Source organism: Rhizobium bangladeshense (genome assembly GCF_017357245.1).
GTDB classification, from domain to species: Bacteria; Pseudomonadota; Alphaproteobacteria; order Rhizobiales; family Rhizobiaceae; genus Rhizobium; species Rhizobium bangladeshense.
The window spans coordinates 4,202,360-4,222,737 of sequence record NZ_CP071612.1; the positions used below are offsets into that span (position 1 = coordinate 4,202,360).

Annotated in this window: 12 protein-coding genes; 10 read left to right on the forward strand and 2 right to left on the reverse strand. The window is 61.1% G+C overall.

Annotation, left to right across the window (positions count from 1 at the left end; all coding sequences use genetic code 11):
• Window positions 1-110 precede the first annotated feature (110 nt).
• The 10 genes from J2J98_RS20290 (at window position 111) to J2J98_RS20335 (ending at window position 17,539) form a co-directional block, all read left to right on the forward strand.
• Window positions 111-1,169, forward strand: a complete 1,059-nt coding sequence (locus tag J2J98_RS20290; RefSeq protein ID WP_138396403.1) for a dipeptidase — start codon at window positions 111-113, stop codon at window positions 1,167-1,169.
• A gap of 99 nt (window positions 1,170-1,268) precedes the next feature.
• Window positions 1,269-2,912 (forward strand): ABC transporter substrate-binding protein, encoded by a 1,644-nt coding sequence (locus J2J98_RS20295; protein ID WP_207601953.1) that lies wholly within the window; start codon window positions 1,269-1,271, stop codon window positions 2,910-2,912.
• An 18-nt stretch (window positions 2,913-2,930) separates the two neighbouring features.
• On the forward strand, window positions 2,931-3,998 hold the full coding sequence (locus J2J98_RS20300) for an ABC transporter permease (RefSeq protein ID WP_138396405.1): 1,068 nt from the start codon (window positions 2,931-2,933) through the stop codon (window positions 3,996-3,998).
• Window positions 3,995-4,930 carry an ABC transporter permease gene (locus J2J98_RS20305; RefSeq protein ID WP_064708051.1) on the forward strand — a complete coding sequence of 312 codons (936 nt, stop codon included), beginning with the start codon at window positions 3,995-3,997 and terminating at the stop codon, window positions 4,928-4,930. The genes J2J98_RS20300 and J2J98_RS20305 overlap by 4 nt, the downstream gene beginning before the upstream one ends.
• Window positions 4,927-5,760, forward strand: coding sequence for an ABC transporter ATP-binding protein (locus J2J98_RS20310; protein ID WP_207601954.1), 834 nt, complete (start codon window positions 4,927-4,929; stop codon window positions 5,758-5,760). The genes J2J98_RS20305 and J2J98_RS20310 overlap by 4 nt, the downstream gene beginning before the upstream one ends.
• Window positions 5,757-6,506: an ABC transporter ATP-binding protein gene (locus J2J98_RS20315; RefSeq protein ID WP_138396408.1), complete on the forward strand. Its 750-nt coding sequence runs from the start codon at window positions 5,757-5,759 to the stop codon at window positions 6,504-6,506. Before J2J98_RS20310 ends, J2J98_RS20315 begins: the two co-directional genes overlap by 4 nt.
• A 163-nt stretch (window positions 6,507-6,669) precedes the next feature.
• A complete protein-coding gene (locus tag J2J98_RS20320) occupies window positions 6,670-6,855 on the forward strand; it encodes a hypothetical protein (protein WP_207601955.1) in 186 nt (61 codons plus the stop codon).
• Between the two features lie 125 nt (window positions 6,856-6,980).
• Window positions 6,981-7,139 (forward strand): hypothetical protein, encoded by a 159-nt coding sequence (locus J2J98_RS20325; protein ID WP_167358964.1) that lies wholly within the window; start codon window positions 6,981-6,983, stop codon window positions 7,137-7,139.
• Window positions 7,140-7,679: 540 nt separating this feature from the next.
• Entirely contained in the window at window positions 7,680-16,199 is an 8,520-nt protein-coding gene (locus J2J98_RS20330; protein ID WP_207601956.1) for a glycoside hydrolase family 94 protein, read from the forward strand.
• A gap of 101 nt (window positions 16,200-16,300) precedes the next feature.
• Window positions 16,301-17,539 carry an OpgC family protein gene (locus tag J2J98_RS20335; protein WP_138396411.1) on the forward strand — a complete coding sequence of 413 codons (1,239 nt, stop codon included), beginning with the start codon at window positions 16,301-16,303 and terminating at the stop codon, window positions 17,537-17,539.
• Between the two features lie 36 nt (window positions 17,540-17,575).
• Here J2J98_RS20335 and J2J98_RS20340 read toward each other — a convergent pair whose 3' ends face one another.
• Complete coding sequence (locus tag J2J98_RS20340; RefSeq protein ID WP_207601957.1) at window positions 17,576-17,929, reverse strand: VOC family protein; 354 nt, start codon at window positions 17,927-17,929, stop codon at window positions 17,576-17,578.
• 332 nt (window positions 17,930-18,261) lie between these two features.
• Complete coding sequence (locus tag J2J98_RS20345) at window positions 18,262-20,025, reverse strand: glucan ABC transporter ATP-binding protein/ permease (protein ID WP_207601958.1); 1,764 nt, start codon at window positions 20,023-20,025, stop codon at window positions 18,262-18,264.
• Window positions 20,026-20,378: the final 353 nt, after the last annotated feature.

Consider the following 20,378-nt stretch of genomic DNA (forward strand, 5'->3'; position numbering starts at 1 on the left):
GCGAAGCTCTTGGAGGCGACGACAGATTTTTTAAAAAAGGGATGGCGAATCCCGCCAGCTTTTCTATTCTGCCACGCCATACGCCCGCCTCGGGCAGCGCAGGAAGACAGATGCAATTCGTATTCGACGGTCACAACGACGTTCTCCTCCGGCTCTGGACACATTCAAAAGACGGCAGCGACCCGATCGCGGAATTCGCAGACGGAACGACGACCGGCCATATCGATGCGCGTCGCGCCAGGGAAGGAGGCCTCTCAGGCGGCCTCTGCGCCATCTACATTCCCTCGGGCGATCTTGTCTTCGCCGATCCGGATGCCGATGGCCGCTACATCACGCCGATGGCGGCTCCTCTCGATCCGCTGCCGTCGCTTGCCATCGCCACCGAAATGGCGGCGATCGCCCTGCGGCTCGACCAGGCAGGCGCCTGGCGGCTCTGCCGTACGGTTAAGGACATCCGCGGCGCCATGCAGGACGGCATCTTTGCCGCCGTCATGCATATGGAAGGCTGTGAGGCGATTGGCCCCGACCTTTCGGCGCTCGATGTATTCTATGCAGCGGGGCTGCGATCGCTCGGGCCGGTCTGGAGCCGGCACAATGTCTTCGGTTACGGCGTGCCCTTCGCCTTCCCGATGTCGCCAGACACAGCCCCCGGCCTGACCGATGCCGGCTTCGCGCTCGTCAGGGAATGCAATCGCCTCGGCATCCTGATCGACCTTGCCCATATCACCGAGAAGGGTTTCTGGGACGTGGCGAAAACGACGGACCAGCCGCTGGTCGCCAGCCATTCCAACGCCCACGCGCTGACGCCGGTCGCGCGCAACCTGACGGACAGGCAGCTCGACGCGATCCGTGAAAGCCGCGGGCTCGTCGGGATCAATTATGCGACGGCCATGCTGCGTGACGACGGCCGCTCGGACAGCGATACGCCGCTTTCCGATGTCGTCCGTCACATCGACTATCTGGTGAATCGCATCGGCATCGAATGTGTGGCGCTCGGATCGGACTTCGACGGCGCCACCATTCCCGAGGAAATCGGCGATGCGTCCGGCAATCAGAAGCTGATTGCCGCTCTCCGGGAGGTTGGATATGGTGAAGCCGACCTGACGAAACTTGCCCGTGAAAATTGGCTTCGTATTCTGGCGCAAGCGTGGCGGGAGGGCCGCGCCTAAAGCGCCGCGCACCTCTGGACGCTCTGGAAACGGACAATAGTTTTCACGGGAAATGACTAAAAAAAGCTTCGTAATCGATCAAGAACAGGGGAACAAACTATGATGATCGCCAAGCTCAGCCGCAATTTCCGCCTGCTTTCCGCAGGAGCCGCCCTTTCACTCCTGATGATGACGGCACCTGCCGCCTTTGCCGAAACGCCCAAGGATACGCTGGTCCAGGGTTTTGCCATCGACGACATCATCACCATGGATCCGGGCGAAGCCTTCGAACTGTCGACGGCCGAGATTACCAGCAACAGTTACAGCCTTCTTGTCCGTCTTGATCTCGCCGACACATCCAAGGTGAAAGGCGATCTTGCCGAAAGCTGGAGCGTTTCCGATGACGGCCTCACCTATACGTTCAAGCTGAAGCCCGGCCTGAAATTCGCCTCCGGAAATCCGATCACCGCCGAAGACGTCGCCTGGTCCTTCGAACGCGCCGTCAAGCTCGACAAGAGCCCGGCCTTTATCCTTACCCAGTTCGGCCTGACCGGCGACAATGTCACCGAGAAGGCCAAGGCGGCCGACGCCAATACCTTCGTCTTCACCGTGGACAAGGCCTATGCGCCGAGCTTCGTGCTCAATTGCCTGACTGCGACCGTCGCTTCCGTCCTCGACAAGAAGCTCGTGATGGAACATGTGAAGGCGGTGACGCCGGATGCCGAGCACAAATACGACAATGACTTCGGCAATGAGTGGCTGAAGACCGGTTATGCCGGCTCCGGGGCCTATAAGCTGCGCGAATGGAGAGCCAACGAAGTCGTCGTGCTGGAGCGCAATGACAATTATTACGGTGACAAGGCCAAGCTCAATCGCGTCATCTACCGCTATATGAAGGAAAGTTCGGCGCAGCGGCTGGCGCTTGAAGCCGGTGATATCGACATTGCCCGCAATCTCGAGCCGGGCGACATCGATGCCGTTTCCAAGCATGCCGATCTCGCAACGACCAGCGCGCCCAAGGGCACGATCTACTATGTCAGCCTGAACAACAAGAATGAGAACCTGAAGAAGCCCGAGGTCCAGGAGGCTTTCAAGTACCTGGTCGACTATGATGCGATCGGCGCAACCCTGATCAAGGGCATCGGCGAGGTCCACCAGACCTTCCTGCCGAAGGGCCAGCTGGGCGCACTCGACGAAAACCCCTACAAGCTCGACGTCGCCAAGGCCAAGGAACTGCTGGCCAAGGCGGGCGTCCCCGACGGCTTTTCGGTGACCATGGACGTGCGCAACACGCAGCCGGTGACCGGTATCGCTGAATCCATGCAGCAGACGCTGGCGCAGGCCGGCGTCAAGCTCGAAATCATCCCTGGCGACGGCAAGCAGACGCTCACCAAATATCGCGCCCGCACTCATGACATGTATATCGGCCAGTGGGGCTCGGATTATTTCGATCCGAATTCCAACGCCGATACTTTCACCAGCAATCCGGATAATTCCGATGCCGGCACGGTGAAGACGCTCGCCTGGCGCAACACCTGGGAGACGCCGGAGCTCGACAAGATAGCCAAGGCCGCGCTTCTCGAACGTGACAACGCCAAGCGGGCGGCAATGTACGAGGATATCCAGAAGAAGTTCCTCGCCAACAGCCCCTTCGTCATCATCTTCCAGCAGACCGAGGTGGCGGGCTATCGGAAGAATCTGAAGGAATTCAAGCTGGGTCCGAGCTTCGACACCAATTTCGTCGGCCCGATCGCCAAGGAATAATCCGGCGGGATTAACGGCGTGAGCACCATCGAAACCACACGGGAGGCGCGGCCCCGCAAGGGCCGCGCCGGCCCCTTCGCTAAGGCTTTGGGGCGGTTCCTGTTCGCCGCCGCCACCACCTATCTCGGCCTGCTGGCCGTCACCTTCTTCATCGGCCGCGTCGTGCCGATCGATCCCGTGCTCGCCATCCTCGGCGACCGCGCTCCTACCCACGTCGTCGAGCGGGTGCGACAGGAGATGGGTTTCAACCTGCCGCTCTATCAGCAGTTCTACATTTATATCAAAGGCATCCTGTCCGGCGACTTCGGCAACTCGGTGCTGACGACCAATCCTGTCATGGTCGACATCCGCCGGGTCATGCCGGCGACGATCGAGCTCGCGACGTTGGGAACGCTGATCGGCGCCTGCGTCGGCGTGCCGCTCGGCGTTCTCGCTGCGGTGCGCCGCGGCAGCATCGCTGACCAGATCGTGCGCGTCATCGGCCTGATCGGTTATTCCGTGCCGATCTTCTGGCTGGCACTGATCTCGCTCGTCATCTTCTATGCGCAGCTGCGCTGGGTGGCCTTTCCCGGCCGCATCGACATCGTCTTCGAATATACCTTCACGCCGATCACCGGCTTCTATCTTCTGGACAGCGCCTGGCAGGGGCAATGGGATGTCTTCTATGACGTCTTCCGCCACATCATCTTGCCCGCTTCGCTGCTCGGCTATTTCTCGCTCGCCTATATCAGCCGCATGACCCGCAGCTTCATGCTGAACGAGCTTTCCCAGGAATATATCGTCGCTGCGCGGGCCAAGGGGCTTTCGGAAACGCGGGTGATCTGGGGCCACGCGCTGCGCAATGCCGCCGTGCCGCTCGTCACCGTCATCGCGCTTTCCTATGCCGGGCTGCTCGAAGGATCGGTACTGACCGAAACAGTCTTTTCCTGGCCGGGTATCGGGCTCTACATCACCAATTCGCTGCAGAACGCCGATATGAACGCCGTGCTCGGCGGCACGATCGTCATCGGGACGATCTTCATCGGCATCAACCTTCTGTCCGATCTTCTCTACCGGACGCTCGATCCGAGGACGCGAACCCGATGACGGCTCCTGCCAGCCCCTCTCCTGCGATGAGCCGCCGCGAATGGCTGCTTTCCGACCGGCCGCAATCGCGCAGGCAGGCCCGTCTCGGCCGCGCTTACGTCACCTGGCGGCAGTTCACGGCCAACAGGCTCGCCGTCGTCGGCCTGCTGATCATCATCGCCCTGCTCCTCGTCGCCGCTTTCGCGGATCTCCTCGCCACGCACAACCCCATCGTCGGCGACCTCCGCAATGCCCGCCTGCTGCCACCGGGAACGAGCGGCTACCTGCTCGGCACGGATGATCAGGGCCGCGACATCTATTCACGGCTGATCTACGGATCGCGATTGACCCTGTTCGTCGTCGTGCTCGTCGCCATCATCTCCGCGCCGATCGGGCTGATCGTCGGCACGGTCTCCGGTTATGCCGGAGGCTGGGTGGATGCGACGCTGATGCGCATCACCGATATCTTTCTTGCCTTTCCTAAGCTGGTGCTGGCGCTCGCCTTCGTCGCCGCTCTCGGGCCCGGCATCCAGAATGCGGTCATCGCCATCGCCATCACCTCCTGGCCCCCCTATGCCCGCATCGCGCGCGCCGAGACGCTGACGGTCCGGCGTTCCGATTATATTTCAGCCGTGAAGCTGATGGGCGCTTCGCCGTTCCGCATCATCGTGCGCCATGTCATGCCGCTCTGCATATCCTCGCTGATCGTGCGCGTGACGCTCGATATGGCAGGCATCATCCTGACGGCGGCCGGTCTCGGCTTCCTCGGGCTCGGGGCACAGCCGCCGCTGCCGGAATGGGGCGCGATGATCGCCTCAGGCCGGCGCTTCATTCTGGATCAGTGGTGGGTGGCGGCCATGCCCGGCATCGCCATCCTCATCGTCAGCCTCGGCTTCAATCTCCTCGGCGACGGCCTGCGCGACGCGCTCGATCCGAAGGAGAGCGGTCAATGACGGCGCTTCTGACGGTCGACAAGCTCAAGGTCAGCTATCCCACCCGCACCGGCTTGATCGAGGCCGTGCGCGGCGTCTCCTTCACGCTCGGCAAGGAAAGGCTCGGCATCGTCGGCGAATCCGGCTCCGGCAAGTCGCAGACCGGCCGGGCGATCATGGGACTGACGCCGAAACACGGGATCGTGTCGGCCGACAGGCTCGATTTCAACGGCATCGATCTCCTCAAGGCGTCCGTCGGAGAAAGGCGCAGGCTGCGCGGCAAGCGCATCGCCATGATCCTGCAGGATCCGAAATATTCGCTCGATCCCGTCATGACGATCGGCCGGCAGATCTGCGAGACGCTGCGCACGCATGAGAAGATCGGCAAAGCGGAAGCGCGCGAGCGGGCGCTCGCCATGCTGGAAGCCGTGCAGATCCGCGACCCGAACCGCGTCTTCGGCCTGTATCCGCACGAGGTCTCCGGCGGCATGGGGCAGCGCGCCATGATTGCGATGATGCTGATTGCCGGACCCGAACTGCTGATTGCCGACGAGCCCACTTCGGCGCTCGACGTGACGGTGCAGCTCGATGTTCTCCGAATCATGGACAGATTGGTCTCCGAGCGCGGCATGGGGCTGATCTTCGTTTCCCACGATTTGAGGCTGGTCTCTTCCTTCTGCGACCGGGTCATCGTCATGTATGCGGGAAAGATCGTCGAAGAGCTCGCGGCCGCCGATCTCAAACATGCGGACCATCCCTACACGCGGGGACTGCTGAACTGCATGCCGGAGATCGGCGCCAACCGTCATCCGCTGCCGGTGCTCGATCGCAGGCCGGAGTGGTCGGCATGAGCACAGCCCTCCATGTCGACAATCTCAGTGTCGTCTACGATCATTTTCATGCGCTGAAGGATGTCGGCATCAGCGTCGAACGTGGAGAATCCTTCGGCCTCGTCGGTGAGTCCGGGTCCGGGAAATCGACCTTGCTGCGCGCTATTGCCGGGCTTGCGCCAATCAATGGCGGCGCGATTCACATCGACGGCGAAGCGCTGAAAGGTTCGAAGCGCAGCAAGGCTTTTTACCGGCGTGTGCAAATGGTCTTTCAGGATCCTTATGGCTCGCTGCATCCGCGCCAGACGATCGACCGGCTGCTGCTCGAACCGCTAGCGATCCACGCCATTGCCGACAGCGACAGGCGCATTGCCCGGGCGCTCGACGAAGTCGGTCTCGGCAATGGTTTCCGTTTCCGCTACCCGCATCAGCTTTCCGGCGGCCAGCGGCAGCGCGTGGCGATCGCCAGGGCGCTGATCGTCGAACCATCGATCCTGCTGCTCGACGAGCCGACGTCGGCGCTCGACGCCTCGGTGCAGGCGGAGGTGCTGAATCTGCTCGAACAGATCCGCCGCGACCGCAAACTCACCTTCGTGATGGTGAGCCATGACCTCGGCGTCATCACCCACATGTGCGAAAGGCTCGCCGTGATGCGCAACGGCGCCGTCGTCGAACGATTAAGCTCAGAGCAGCTTGCGAAGGGTGCGGTCCAGGAGGATTACACGAAAAATTTGATGATCGCGAGCAAGGGTTTCGTCAAAGCCTGAAACGCAATTCATTTCAAGCTATTGAAAAGAAAGATCCGCCGGCAGTGTTAAGGATAATGTTCCCCTAAAAGACGACCATTCAGCTAGACTATTGACAGCTGCCCCGCTTCTGTCATGATCCTGTTAACGATTGTTAGCTTTCGTGATCGATGGAGGTCGAAGCATGTTCTTTCTCGGTGGGATGACCATGGGCTACCTCGTTCCTCCCGTTAGAGCCGATCGCAAGGAACAGATTGCCGTCTCCATGCCTGCTGAACAGGACCGGCGCCTGATCGAAACCGCCAATCTGCAGCAGAGCGAGAACGGCGTCGAGCGCTCCTTGATCTGGGCATGGCGCACACTCTGCTAAGGAGTTGGTTGAATTTTCTCTTCCGCTCTCTCTGGACGGAAATTTATCTCTACCTACCTGATAGAGAATAAGAAATATAACAGCGAGCCGCACAACCGGCCGCATGAGAACAACGGAGGCGACATATGGCAGAGCTGGGTATTTCGCATACTCACGTGAACCACTATGGTTCCACCAAGAAGCCGCACGCTACGCGCGACAGGCTTCAGACGGTGCTCCATGGCACGATTTTCACCGCAGCGTTCCTGTTCGTGGTGGCCATGGTCTGCGGCATCCTCGGATAATGGCAACTGATAAGCCTCGGCGGGTGCCGAGGCTGCGGCCATTGCCGCCTTTATTAATCGCGGACTTCCGATCTGTTTCGGCGATTCGAACGCCTTGGTCATCCCCTCATCTTTTCAAGTCATCGAAAGGCGCCGCTCGCCAATGCGTGCGGCGCATGTCCGCGCTCGGGGCAAGCCGATCAAAACGCAGCCAGACGTCGATCTGGCGAGCGAGCCTCCTTTTTGAAAGGCTCCTGTCGGCCGCAAGATGGCGACCACACGGTCTCGCTTGGCAAGCGCCGGCTCGCTCGGCTCACGACTTGACTTGAATTATCCCGATAGTGTCCAACTTTTCGACAAGGTTTTGCGCAGAGGGTATTGATCGCCCCTCGGGTCGCCCTGGACCAAGGCCGCGCCCGGTTAAATCGCTTGCCAGACGTCATTCACCCCCGCTTCATCGATCTTCGAAGAAACGGGCTCCGTTCATGTAGCAGTCATGATAAGCAGTGCAAAAGGCTGAGCAAAACAGCCATAACTTTGTTTGGATCCAGAACCGAACCCATGTCTATTGCCTATCTTACTCCGAGCCCTTCCCGCGAATCAGAGACGAAGCAAATCGATCACAATGATTCGATCCGCTCGACCTATCTTTCCATCGAGGACATCAAGGCGATGGGCGAGGCGGTCGCCCGCAACGGCGTCAATAAGCTGCCGGCTTTCGCTGCCTTCGATTTCTTCGCGCGCCATAAGGAAAACGAGAAGGAAATCCTGCGCGTCTACCGCACGACGGCGACCGACGTCGAGGCTGGCGAGACGATCACGCCGGCGGCGGAATGGCTGCTCGACAATCATTATATTGTCGAAGAGGCGATCCAGGAGGTGCGCCGCGACTTTCCTCGCCGCTTCTACCGCGAATTGCCGACCATGCGCGTCGGCGGCGTCGACATTCCGCGTACGCTGGTTCTTGCCTGGCTCTATGTCGCCCATACCCATAGCACGGTCTCGCAGGAAAGCCTGACGGCCCTGGTCGATGGCTTCCAGACCAGCGAGACGCTGAGGATCGGCGAACTCTGGGCTTTGCCCTCGCTCGTGCGCTACGTGCTGGTGGAAAATCTTCGCCGCATTTCGAGCCGTGTCGAAGCCAGCCGCCGCCTGCGCCGCCGCGCCAACGAGGCGGCGGACGAATTGGTGCGCCTGACGGATCCGGCGAAGGCTGCCGCCTATCTGAAGACGCTGGAGCCGCTTGCCGAGGACAATACCTTCTCGACCCAGTTCCTCTATCGCCTGCGTGACGGTTCGCAGACGTCGAGCCTGGCGATCACCTGGCTCGATCAGCGGCTGGAAGAGCTTGGCCGCAACACCGAGGAGGCGACGACGGCCGAACACAGCCGTCTCTCTTCCGGCAACGTGACGATGGGCAACATCATCCGCAGCCTTCGCGAGATCGACGACACAGAATGGTCGGTCTGGGTCGAGCAGGTCAGCCATGTCGACAAGCTGCTCTGGGAGCATTCGGATTACGGCATCCTCGATTCCGGCTCGCGTAACAAGTACCGCAAGCAGATTGAAAAACTGGCCAAGCGCTCGCCGCTGACGGAAATGCAAATCGCCCAGCTGGCGCTCGATATGACAGAAGGGGCCAAGGCCTCCGGTAAGCCACAGCCGCATGAGCCGAATGTCGGCGGCTTCCTGTCCGGAGCGCAACGGCCGCAACTCGAGGCGCGGGCGAATTATCGCCCGACGTTCACCCAGCATTTCGTGCGGGTCGTGCGCCGATTCAACTGGCTGGCGATCGCGCTGCCTGTCATGCTCCTGACGATCATCGCCATGGCGATCGTCGGCAGGTTCATGGCAAGTGCCGGAATGGGCGCGATCGAGATTGCAGTCCTGCTGATCATGTTCTCATTGCCGGCGTCCGAGGGCGCGACGGGCCTCTTCAATACCCTGCTGTCCTTCTTCGTGACGCCAGCCCGCCTCGTCGGCTACGAGTTCAAGGAAGGCATTCCGGAGGATGCACGCACGCTGCTAGTCGTGCCGTGCCTGATCTCGAACCGCGACAGTGTTGATGACCAGGTGCGCAATCTCGAGGTTCATTATCTTGCCAATCCGCGCGGGGAAATCTATTTCGCGCTGCTCAGCGATTGGCCGGACAGTGATGTCGAGGAAACGCCCGCCGATCTCGAGGTTCTCGACTATGCAAGGCGCGAGATCGCCAATCTTTCCGCCCGTTACGCCTATGACGGCAAGACGCGCTTCTACCTCCTGCATCGCCGCCGCCTCTACAATCCCTCGGAAGGCGTGTGGATGGGCTGGGAGCGCAAGCGCGGCAAGTTGCATGAGCTGAACATGCTGTTGCGGGGCGACCGCGACACGACTTATCTGCCCGGCGCCAACACCGTCCCGGCCAATGTGCAATATGTCATGACGCTCGATGCCGACACGCGCCTGATGCGCGATGCCGTCACCAAGCTCGTCGGCAAGCTCTATCATCCGATCAACCGCCCAGTCATCAACCCGAAGACCGGCCGCGTCGAGAGCGGTTATGGCGTGCTGCAGCCGCGTGTGACGCCCTCGCTGACGACGGGCAAGGATGCCTCGGTCTTCCAGCGCGTCTTCTCGATCAACCGCGGCCTAGACCCCTATGTCTTCACCGTGTCAGACGTTTATCAGGACCTCGCCGGCGAAGGCACCTTCACCGGTAAGGGTCTCTATCATGTCGATGCTTTCGAAGCCTCGCTGAAGGGCCGCATCGAGGAGAACTCAGTGCTAAGCCACGATCTTCTCGAAGGCTCGATGGCGCGCTGTGCGCTCGTCACCGACCTTGAACTGGTCGAGGATTTTCCGATCCGCTACGAGGTCGAGACCTCGCGCCAGCATCGCTGGGCACGTGGCGACTGGCAGCTTCTGCCTTATATGTTCAATCCGAAATACGGCGTCACAGCGCTCGGCCGCTGGAAGATGTTCGACAATCTGCGCCGTTCGCTGACGCCGATCGCCTGGTTCTTCGCCTCCGTTCTCGGCTGGTATTTCATGGGTCCGCTCGGCGCGCTCGTCTGGCAGATTCTCTTGATTTTCTGCCTGTTCGTGGCGCCGACGCTGTCGCTCATCAACGGGATCATCCCGCGCACCAGCGATATCGTCGCCCGCGCCCATCTCTATACCGTCTGGTCGGATATCACGGCTGCCAATGCGCAGGTCGCATTGCGGATCGTCTTCATCGCCGATTCGGCGGCGATGATGGCGGATGCGATCGGCCGTTCGCTTTACCGCCTGTTCGTCAGCCGCAAGCTGATGCTGCAGTGGCGGACCGCCGCCAGCGTTCAGGCCGGCGGGCAAGGTACCCTCGCCTCTTATTACAAGCAGATGTGGCATGCGCCGGTGCTGGCACTGCTGGCGCTCGGTTTCGCGGCCCTTCCCGGCGACAACGCTTTCCTTGTCGGCATCCCCTTCGCGCTGCTGTGGATCCTCTCGCCTGTCGTCGCCTGGTATGTCAGCCAGTCGGCCGAGACCGAGGACCGGCTCGAAGTCGCCGACTCCGTTTCAAGCGAACTGCGCAAGATCGCCCGGCGCACCTGGCGTTATTTCGAGACCTTCACCACTCCCGAGCAGAATTATCTGCCGCCTGACAATATCCAGGAAACGCCGCATGTCATTGTGGCGGCGCGCACCTCGCCGACCAATATCGGCGTCTACCTGCTCTCCGTGGTTTCCGGCCGGCATTTCGGATGGTTCTCCTTTGAAGAGACAATCGAGCGGCTGGAGCAGACGATCGCGACGATCGACAAAATGGAGAAATTCCGCGGCCATCTGTTCAACTGGTATCATACCGATACGCTGCAGACGCTTGGGCCGCGTTACGTCTCTGCCGTCGACAGCGGCAATCTCGCCGGTCACCTGATCGCAGTTTCCTCGGCCTGCCGCAACTGGGCCGAGGCGCCGTCGGCCCACATGCAGGGCAATCTCGACGGTGTCGGCGACACCGCCGGCATCCTCGGCGAAGTGCTGGCGGATCTACCCGACGACCGCAAGACCGTGCGCCCACTGCGCCGGCGCCTGGAAGAGCGCATCATCGGCTTCCAGAATGCGCTTGCCGCCGTCAAGCGCGAGCACGAATTCGCCTCGATCCGCATCATCAACCTTGCCGTTCTCGCACGCGACATCGAGAAGCTTGCCGCCAATCTCGACCACGAGGTCAAGTCGAAGCAGAGCGAAGAGGTCACCCAATGGGCGGCGTCGCTGGTGAAGGTCTGTGAGGCGCATATATCAGACAGCACCTTCGATCTCTCGAAAGTCGATGCGCTCCGGCCGCGCCTTGTGGCTTTGCGTGACAAGGCCCGCGATCTCGCCTTCTCGATGGATTTCGGCTTCCTGTTCCGGCCGGAACGGCGCCTGCTGTCGATCGGCTACCGCGTCGAAAGCGGCGAGCTCGACCAGGCCTGCTATGACCTTCTCGCCTCGGAATGCCGCCTGACCAGTCTCTTCGGCATCGCCAAGGGTGATCTGCCAACGGAACACTGGTACCGTCTCGGCCGCCAGGTCGTACCAGTCGGATCACGCGGCGCGCTGGTGTCCTGGTCCGGCTCGATGTTCGAATATCTGATGCCGCCGCTCGTCATGCAGGAGCGTGGCGGCGGTATTCTCAACCAGACGAACAATCTGGTCGTCGTCGAGCAGATGAACTATGCCCGCAAGCTCGGTATCCCGTGGGGCATTTCGGAAGCGGCCTTCAATGCCCGCGACCATAACCTCAATTACCAGTACACGAATTTCGGCGTGCCGACGCTCGGTCTCAAGCGCGGCCTCGGCCACAATGCCGTCATCGCACCCTATGCATCGCTGCTGGCCAGCCAGTACGACCCGCCGGGCGCGCTCGAAAACCTGCAGAGGCTGCGCAAGGTTGGCGCGCTCGGCAAGTTCGGCTTCCATGACGCGGTCGATTTCACGCCGACGCGCGTGCCGGAAGGCAAGAAATGCGCAGTGGTCTACAACTATTATGCCCACCATCACGGCATGTCGATCGCGGCCGTCGCCAATGTCGCCTTCAACGGCCATCTGCGTGAGCTCTTCCACTCCGACCCGGTCATCGAGGCGGCGGAACTTCTGCTGCAGGAAAAGGCGCCGCGCGACATTCCCGTGATGAGCGGAAAGCACGAATCCGATACGCCGGCCAGTATCCAGGACGATCTGCTGCGGCCGGAAATCAGGAAGATCAGTGATCCCCTTTCGCGCGACCGCGAACTCGTCTTCCTGTCGAACGGTCATTACTCGCTGATGCTGACGGCGACGGGCGCTGGTTATTCCCGCTGGAATGGTCTTTCCGTTTCCCGCTGGAAAGCCGATCCGACCGAAGACCGCTGGGGCACCTTCATCTTCCTGCGCGATACCGCCACAAACGAATGGTGGTCGGCGACAGCAGAGCCGAAGGGTGTCGAGGGCGAAAAGATCAAGGTCGAATTCGCCGACGAGAAGGCGCAGTTCACCAAGACGGTCGGCGACCTGACGAGCGAGGTGGAGTGCATCATCGCGACCGAGCACGATGCCGAAGCCCGCCGCGTCACCCTGCTCAACATGGGCACGGAAGATCGTTTCATCGAAGTGACATCCTATCTCGAGCCGGTGATCACCTCTGATGATACGGACAACGCGCATCCGGCATTCGCCCGCATGTTCATCAAGACCGAGATCGGCAAGCGCGGCGACGTCATCCGCGCCGAACGCAACAAGCGTGATCCGAACGAGCCGAACATCAGCATCGCGCATCTGATCGTCGACAATGCCGGCGACACCCGTCACACCGAATTTGAGACCGACCGGCGCAAGTTCATCGGCCGTGGCCGCAGCCTTGCCGATGCGGCGGCCTTCGATCCGGGTGCGACGCTTTCCGGCAGCGACGGCTTCATGCTCGATGCCGTGATGTCGCTGCGCCGCACCGTACGGGTGCCGGCCGGCAAGAAGGTCAGCGTGTTCTTCTGGACAATCGCCGCGCCGAGCCGCGACGAGGTCGACAAGGCGGTCAACCGCTACCGTCACCCCGATGCCTTCAACCATGAGCTCGTCCAGGCTTGGACGCGCACGCAGGTGCAGATGCGTCATGTCGGCGTCACCTCGCAGCAGGCGGCCGCCTTCCAGCATCTCGGGCGCTACCTCGTCTATCCCGACATGCAGCTGCGCAAGGATGAGGCGACCGTAGAGGCCGGCCTGCAATCGCAATCGGCGCTCTGGCCGCTGGCGATCTCCGGCGACTTCCCGATTTTCACGCTGCGCGTCAACGACGACATGGATCTCGATATCGCCCGCGAGGCGCTGCTGGCGCAGGAATATCTGCGCTCGCGCGGTGTCACCGCCGATTTGGTCATCATGAATGAACGCGCCTCTTCCTATGCGCAGGATATGCAACATGCGCTGGACGCCATGTGCGAGAACGTTCGCCGCATTGGCCAGGCCGACGGCTTGCGCCAGCATATCTTCGCGGTTCGCAAGGACCTGATGGAGGAAGGCACTTACAACGCGCTGATCGCGGCTTCCCGTGTCACCCTGCATGCGAAGAACGGTAAGGTGGTCGACCAGATCAACCGCGCCGTTGCCCTCTTTGCACCTTCGAAGGACGAACTGCAGGAGATGGAGCGCGCCGAGCGCAACAGGGCGCCGGTCAAGCGCATCGCACCGGTGCCGCCGCCTGTGGTGCCGGCAGTTGCCATCGAGGAGGAAGGCGACCTCGACTTCTGGAACGGCATTGGCGGCTTTGCCCGCGACGGCCGCGAATATGTCGTTCGCTTGCCGGGAGGTCATGCGACGCCACAGCCGTGGATCAACGTCATCTCCAACGACAGGTTCGGTTTCCACGTGTCTGCCGAAGGCGCAGGCTTCACCTGGAGCGTCAATTCGCGCGACTACCAGCTGACGTCCTGGTCGAACGATGCGGTGGTCAACCGCTCGGGCGAGGCCTTTTATCTCGCCGATCTCGAAAGCGGCGCCGTCATGACGCCGTTCGCAGCGCTTTCGCGCCGGCCGGATATTCGTTTCGAAGCCCGCCACGGGCTGGGCTATTCCGTCTTCTCCACCGTTCAGCACGAGATCGCGCTCGAGCTGACGCAGACGATAGACCGCGAGAAGCCGGTAAAGCTGCAGCGCCTGCGCCTGCGCAACACCGGCTCGATCGGCCGCAAGCTGCGTCTCTACGGTTACGTCGAATGGGTGCTTGGCAACAATCCGGGTCGCACGGCGCCATTCATCCTGTCGAGACATGATGAGGAGACAGGGGCGCTGTTTGCCACCAATCCCTACAGCATCGATTTTTCCAACCGAACCGCCTTCTTCGCGGCGAGCGAGACGCTTTCGAGCTTCTCGGCAAGCCGGCGCGAATTCATCGGCAAGGCGGGAACGATCCAGATGCCCCACGCCGTCACCTCCGCAGCACCGCTTTCGGGCGCCACCGAACTCGATGGCGATCCGGCTGCGGCTCTGGCGATCGACATCGAACTCGGGGCCGGCGAGGAGCGCGACTTCACCTTCTTCCTCGGCGATACGCCAACGGAAGAAGAAGCGCGCGCCTTGATCGGCGATATAAGCAAGTCTTCGTTCGACGATGCCGTCGAGGGAAATCGCGCCTTCTGGCGGGATTTCACCGGCAGGCTGCAGATCTCGACGCCGGATCGCGGGATGAACAATCTCGTCAACACCTGGCTGCCCTATCAGAGCCTCGGCTGCCGCATTATGGCTCGGACCGCCTTCTACCAGGCAAGCGGCGCTTTCGGTTTCCGTGACCAGTTGCAGGACACGCTGGCCTTCCTGCTACACGAACCCTCGATCGCCCGGCGGCAGATTCTGAATGCCGCCTCACGGCAGTTCCGGGAAGGCGACGTTCAGCATTGGTGGCTGCCGGGAACGGGTGCGGGCGTTCGCACCTTGATCTCCGATGACGTCGTCTGGCTGAGCTACGCGATCCAGCATTATTGCAGCGTCACCGGCGACAAGAGCGTGCTCGACGAGGAGCTTGCCTTCCTGGAGGGTCCCGCTCTTCTCGAAGGTCAGCACGACTCTTTCTACAAGCCGGAGATTTCGGAGGAAAAGGCAAGCGTCTACGAACATGCGGCGCTGGCGCTGGATGTCGCCATCGCCCGCAAGGGCGCAAATGGTCTGCCGCTGTTCCTCGGCGGCGACTGGAACGACGGCATGAACCGCGTCGGCATCGGCGGGCGCGGCACCAGCGTCTGGCTCGGCTGGTTCCTGGCCGGTGCATTGCGCGCCTTTATCCCCTATGCCGAAGAGCGCGGCGACATGGCCCGTGTAAAACGCTGGTCGGCACATCTCGCCGAATTGAAGAAGGCGCTGGAAACTGCTGCGTGGGACGGCAGCTACTATCGCCGCGGCACGTTTGACGACGGCGCATTGCTCGGCTCCAAGGAGAGCCCGGAATGCCGGATCGACTCGATCGCACAATCCTGGAGCGTTCTATCTGGAGAGGGCGACTCAGCCCGCGCTGAAAAGGCGATGGATGCCGTGCTTGACCAACTGGTCGATGAGGAGGCACGCATCATCCGGCTGTTCACGCCGCCTTTCGTCAACTCCGCCAGGGATCCCGGTTACATCAAGGCCTACCCGCCGGGCGTACGCGAAAACGGCGGGCAATATACCCATGCCGCGACCTGGGTGGTTATGGCGCTCGCGGAACTGAAGCGCGGCGACGATGCGCTGCGCTGCTTCCAGATCCTCAATCCGATCACGCATGCGCTCGACAAGACTTCGGCCGAACAATATCGGGTCGAACCCTATGTCGTGGCAGCCGACGTCTATGGGCATGAGCCCTATACGTCGCGCGGCGGCTGGACCTGGTATACTGGGTCGGCCGGCTGGCTCTACCGGGCCGCCGTCGAGGGCATTCTCGGCATTCGCTTGAAGGACGGCCGGCTCTATGTGCGCCCGTCGCTCCCGTCGGAATGGGACGGTTTTGCGGCGGAGGTAGAGCGGAGCGGCGTCAAATACCGCATTTCGGTCTCAAAAGCGTCCAATGCCAGCGGCTACACTCTGTCGATCAACGGCAGCGAAGTCGCCGATCCCGAAGAGGGATATCCGCTCGGATAAAAGCGTTTCTTCACGCTGACATCACGGCGTTTGGCGAGCGGCCAAAAGGGAACCCTTTTGGCCGTCGTCGCGTTTGCAAGTCGGACAACAGGAGACACCCCATGGCAAGCACGCTGACCGAAGCCATCGGCGCCAAGCGCAGTTCCCTCTCCGCAGCTGCGCCGGGGCGCGATACACGGCTTGACGTGCTGCGTGGCCTGGCCCTGATCATGATCTTCATCAATCATGTTCCCGGACAGATCTTCGAATATGTCACGACGAAGAATTTCGGCTTCTCCGATGCCGCGGAAGCCTTCGTGCTGATATCGGGCATTGCCGTCGGCCTCGCTTACGGGAGCCGCTTCGAACCGGGCAAGCGGCTCGCAACGGCGGTCAAAGCGGCAAAGCGGGCATTCACGCTCTACCTCGCCCATATGATCACGACATTCATGACGCTGGCGCTGTTCATCTGTGGTGCCTGGCTGTTTCACCGGCCGGGGCTGCTGGTCGAGATCAATATCCTCGCGGTCCTGATGAACCTGAAGGAAGGTATTCCAGCGCTGCTGCTGCTCGGTCATCAGATCGGCTACAACAATATCCTGCCGATGTATGGCGCGCTGCTGCTGATGGTGCCGATCATCCTGCTTCTCAACGAGCGAAGCCCGCTTCTGGCGCTCGCCGTTTCCGGCACGGTCTGGCTGCTGGCCGGCATTTACGAGGTGGCGCCGCACAATATGCTGATAGAGGGCTACTGGTTCCTCAATCCGCTCTCCTGGCAGTTCCTGTTTTCGATTGGTATCGTTTCGATCCTTCATATCAAGCGCGGCGGCACGATCCCGCGGCATCCGTTGTTGCTTGCGGCTGCCGCCTTCTATGTCCTGCTGTCCTTCGTCTGGGTAACCGGCCATCTTTGGATTTTCGGCAACTCGCTGGCAGCGCTCGGCCTGCCCACGGTCATCACCGGTTTCGACAAGACCTTCCTGTCGTTGCCGCGGCTGTTGCATGTTCTGGCGCTGACTTATCTTATCATCAGCATCCCGGCCTTCTCGCGCATCCTGCGGCGCCCCTCTGAGCACCCGCTGACCATCCTCGGCCGCCATTCGCTGAACATCTTCGTCGCCGGCACAATCCTCGCCATGATCGGCCAGGTCGTGCTCTATATCACCAACAAGGACCCGCTGGTCGGCCCGCTCTTCGTCATATCAGGCATCGCGACGCAATTCGCCTATGCCTACTACCTCGAGCACAAGCGTCAGCTGGGCAAAACCAAGAACAAGCTGGTGACGGAGATTGCCACCGTCCCGGTGCCTGTGCGGGTCGGCGGAGCGGCGAATACCTATCGCCGGACCAATCGGAAATAGAGATCCACCGGCCTGATTGAACTTTAATGCTGTGGCTCAATTCTTATGAACGAGAATATTCACCAGCCGGCCGAAAGGATCGCGCACATAGAAGCGCCTGACGCCCCAGACTTCGTCGGCCGGACCGTATTCGATCGGAACGCCGGCGGCAGACATCGCCTCGAAAGCGGCATCCAGGTCATCGACCTCGATGGAGAGATCGGGCACCGGGGTCCCGGAGCCGCCCTGGCTGGCGACGCTGAGCTGAACCTTCATGGAAGTATCCGCGCCGAACGTCACGATCCAGCCGAGATCCATGATCAGATCGAGCCCGAGAATATTCTGATAAAAGCGTCGGGCAGCCATGATGTCAGGCGCCTCAATATTGGCGACGATGCGTAAGACTTTCATGTCGCTCTCCTGAATACCGGGTAGCCAGAGCTTAGAGGGGATCGGCGCGGTGATCAATCAGCCGTCCGGCGCCAGACATGTTGTGCCCTCTGACGACCGCCTCTGCACCGCCGACATCATCATGAAAAGCGAGACTTGCAGGAGAACTACGCTGCGCGAAACCGCAGACCTTAAGGAAGCTTGCCGCACCCGACTACTCTTCGGCGCACCGGGCTTCGCCTCCAATCTCGCCGAGTGAGCTGACGGACATAGGGAGCCACGCGCAGCCCTCCAAACAGAATAAGGCCGGAAGAGCGCCCGCCCTTCCGGCCCTATATTGATATTCGAAGCGCTCAGGCGGCTTCGGTGGTGTGGGCCTTGCGGACTTCTTCGTCCGTCAGGATGCCGCTGGCGCGCAACAGAGCGGCGAAGCGGCCGTTGCTGTGACTGAGCTCATCGAAGCCGCCCTGCTCGACGACACGCCCGTTATCAAGGAAGAGCACCATATCGGCTTCGCGGACCGTCGAGAGGCGGTGGGCGATGATGAAGGTGGTGCGGTTCTGCCGCAGATTGTCGATTGCGGCCTTAACGCGGGCTTCAGTCTCCACATCGAGCGCCGAGGTCGCCTCATCCAGCACGAGGATCGGCGCATCCTTGAGGATGGCGCGGGCAATCGCTATACGCTGACGCTCACCACCAGAGAGCTTGTTGCCGCGTTCGCCGACATGGGTATCGTACCGATCCTGGCGGGTCTCGATGAAGTCGGCAGCGGCGGCGGCTTCCGCCGCACGGCGCATTTCCTCCTCGCTCGCGCCTTCGCGGCCGAGGCGGATATTGTCGCTGATCGAACGGTTCAGCAGGCCCGCATCTTGGAAGACCGTAGCGATATGGCGACGCAGTGACTTCCGGGTCACCTTGGTGATGTCGGTTCCGTCGACGAGGATCTGGCCGCCCTGCGGGTCGTAGACGCGCTGCAGCAGGTTGACCAGCGTTGTCTTGCCGGCTCCGGTCGGGCCGACGATGGCAACCGTCTGGCCTGCCTTTACCGAGAAGGAGACATTGTGCAGGCCCTGCGAGCTGTTGCCGAAGCCGAAGGAGACGTCGCGGAATTCGACAGCACCCTTGACGTTCTTGATCTCGCTATTGCCGGCCGGCTCTTCACGGTCGCGCACCGAATCTTCCAGCGTATAGAAATCCTGGAGCTTGGAGCGGGCCTCGAAGATCTGCGTGGCGAATTGACGCATCAGGTCGAGACGGGCGATCAGCAGGTTGGCAAAGCCAATGAAGGCAATGACATCGCCGACGCGCAGCTCGCCGGACTGAACAAGCATCGTGCCGATGATCAGAACCACCATCATCGCGATGGTCGAGGCCATGCGGTTCAGCGCGCTGGCAAGCGCCCACCAGTCGAGCACCGGATACTGCGCTTCGAGCAGCCGGTTGGCAAAGGATTTCAATGCCTTGGTTTCAGCCTCGATGCGGTTGTAGCTATGCAGAACGGAAACGTTGCTGATCGAGTCGCTGACATGCGAGAAGACGGTATGGTAGTGGTTTTCCACCGAAGCCTGACCATCCTTGGTTCGGCTCATGACCACGCGGCCGATCAGCCAATAGGCAATGCCAAGCACGATGAGCACGGCGGAAAGGCGCAAGTCCATCGATATTGCAGTCGGCACCAGCAGGGCCAAAGCAATGACCGTCGACAGGTGGTTGCGCATGAATTCGAGCCATAGGCCGAACAGCGTCTCGCAGGCACGCAGCAACGTATGCAGCGCGTTGGAGGTGCCGCGCTGATGGTGCCAAGCAAGCGGCATGGAAATGATCCGGCCGAAAGCTTCCGTCAGCAGGGTTGCCCGCCGGCCATGAGCAAGCCGGTCGGCCTCGCGGGACACCAGAACGAAGGCGACGGTGTTGAATACGGCGAAGGCGGCCCACATGAAAAGAATGGGTTTAACTTCGCCCTTGCCCGAGATCGCATCGATGATGCGACCGAACAGGATCGGTTCCGCAATGGTGATGGTCGCCAGAACAATGTTGGCGATAACGACCAGGGATACGCGGAGCTTGTAAGCGCCAAGATAGCGCAGAGCTCTTGCATAGACCTTGAATAGCGACACGTCTAACCTCTTGTGCATCTGCGAAAACGGGAATGGTGCGATGCTATAGAAGGCTACCTGAACCGGCGATTAACGGAGTATCCGGGGTTCAATCCGCGGGCAGTTGAGCCTGATCTCCCTACCGCAGCATCGGCAGATTAGAAGCTGTCTCAACAGGATAGGACAGAAGGTCGTTCGCGGGTTCTCCAGATTTTCTGAATCGGGGTCTGGCATCTGAAGGCCGGCAGGATTATATCGACGACAATTTGCGCTTGCATTTTAATCAATGTTTAGCGCAGCATTAAATTAAAGACTGCATTTTTTGAAGAAGACCGTTTCGCGACCAGTCTGAACAGCCGCCAACGGCCTCGATG

Excerpts from the sequence above, each read along its gene's own strand:
- J2J98_RS20295 (WP_207601953.1), top strand. The coding sequence starts at position 1,269 with ATGATGATCGCCAAGCTCAGCCGCAATTTCCGCCTGCTTTCCGCAGGA.
- J2J98_RS20340 (WP_207601957.1), bottom strand. The coding sequence starts at position 17,929 with ATGAAAGTCTTACGCATCGTCGCCAATATTGAGGCGCCTGACATCATG.
- J2J98_RS20290 (WP_138396403.1), top strand. The coding sequence starts at position 111 with ATGCAATTCGTATTCGACGGTCACAACGACGTTCTCCTCCGGCTCTGG.
- J2J98_RS20335 (WP_138396411.1), top strand. The coding sequence starts at position 16,301 with ATGGCAAGCACGCTGACCGAAGCCATCGGCGCCAAGCGCAGTTCCCTC.
- J2J98_RS20310 (WP_207601954.1), top strand. The coding sequence starts at position 4,927 with ATGACGGCGCTTCTGACGGTCGACAAGCTCAAGGTCAGCTATCCCACC.
- J2J98_RS20330 (WP_207601956.1), top strand. The coding sequence starts at position 7,680 with ATGTCTATTGCCTATCTTACTCCGAGCCCTTCCCGCGAATCAGAGACG.
- J2J98_RS20320 (WP_207601955.1), top strand. The coding sequence starts at position 6,670 with ATGTTCTTTCTCGGTGGGATGACCATGGGCTACCTCGTTCCTCCCGTT.
- J2J98_RS20315 (WP_138396408.1), top strand. The coding sequence starts at position 5,757 with ATGAGCACAGCCCTCCATGTCGACAATCTCAGTGTCGTCTACGATCAT.
- J2J98_RS20325 (WP_167358964.1), top strand. The coding sequence starts at position 6,981 with ATGGCAGAGCTGGGTATTTCGCATACTCACGTGAACCACTATGGTTCC.
- J2J98_RS20305 (WP_064708051.1), top strand. The coding sequence starts at position 3,995 with ATGACGGCTCCTGCCAGCCCCTCTCCTGCGATGAGCCGCCGCGAATGG.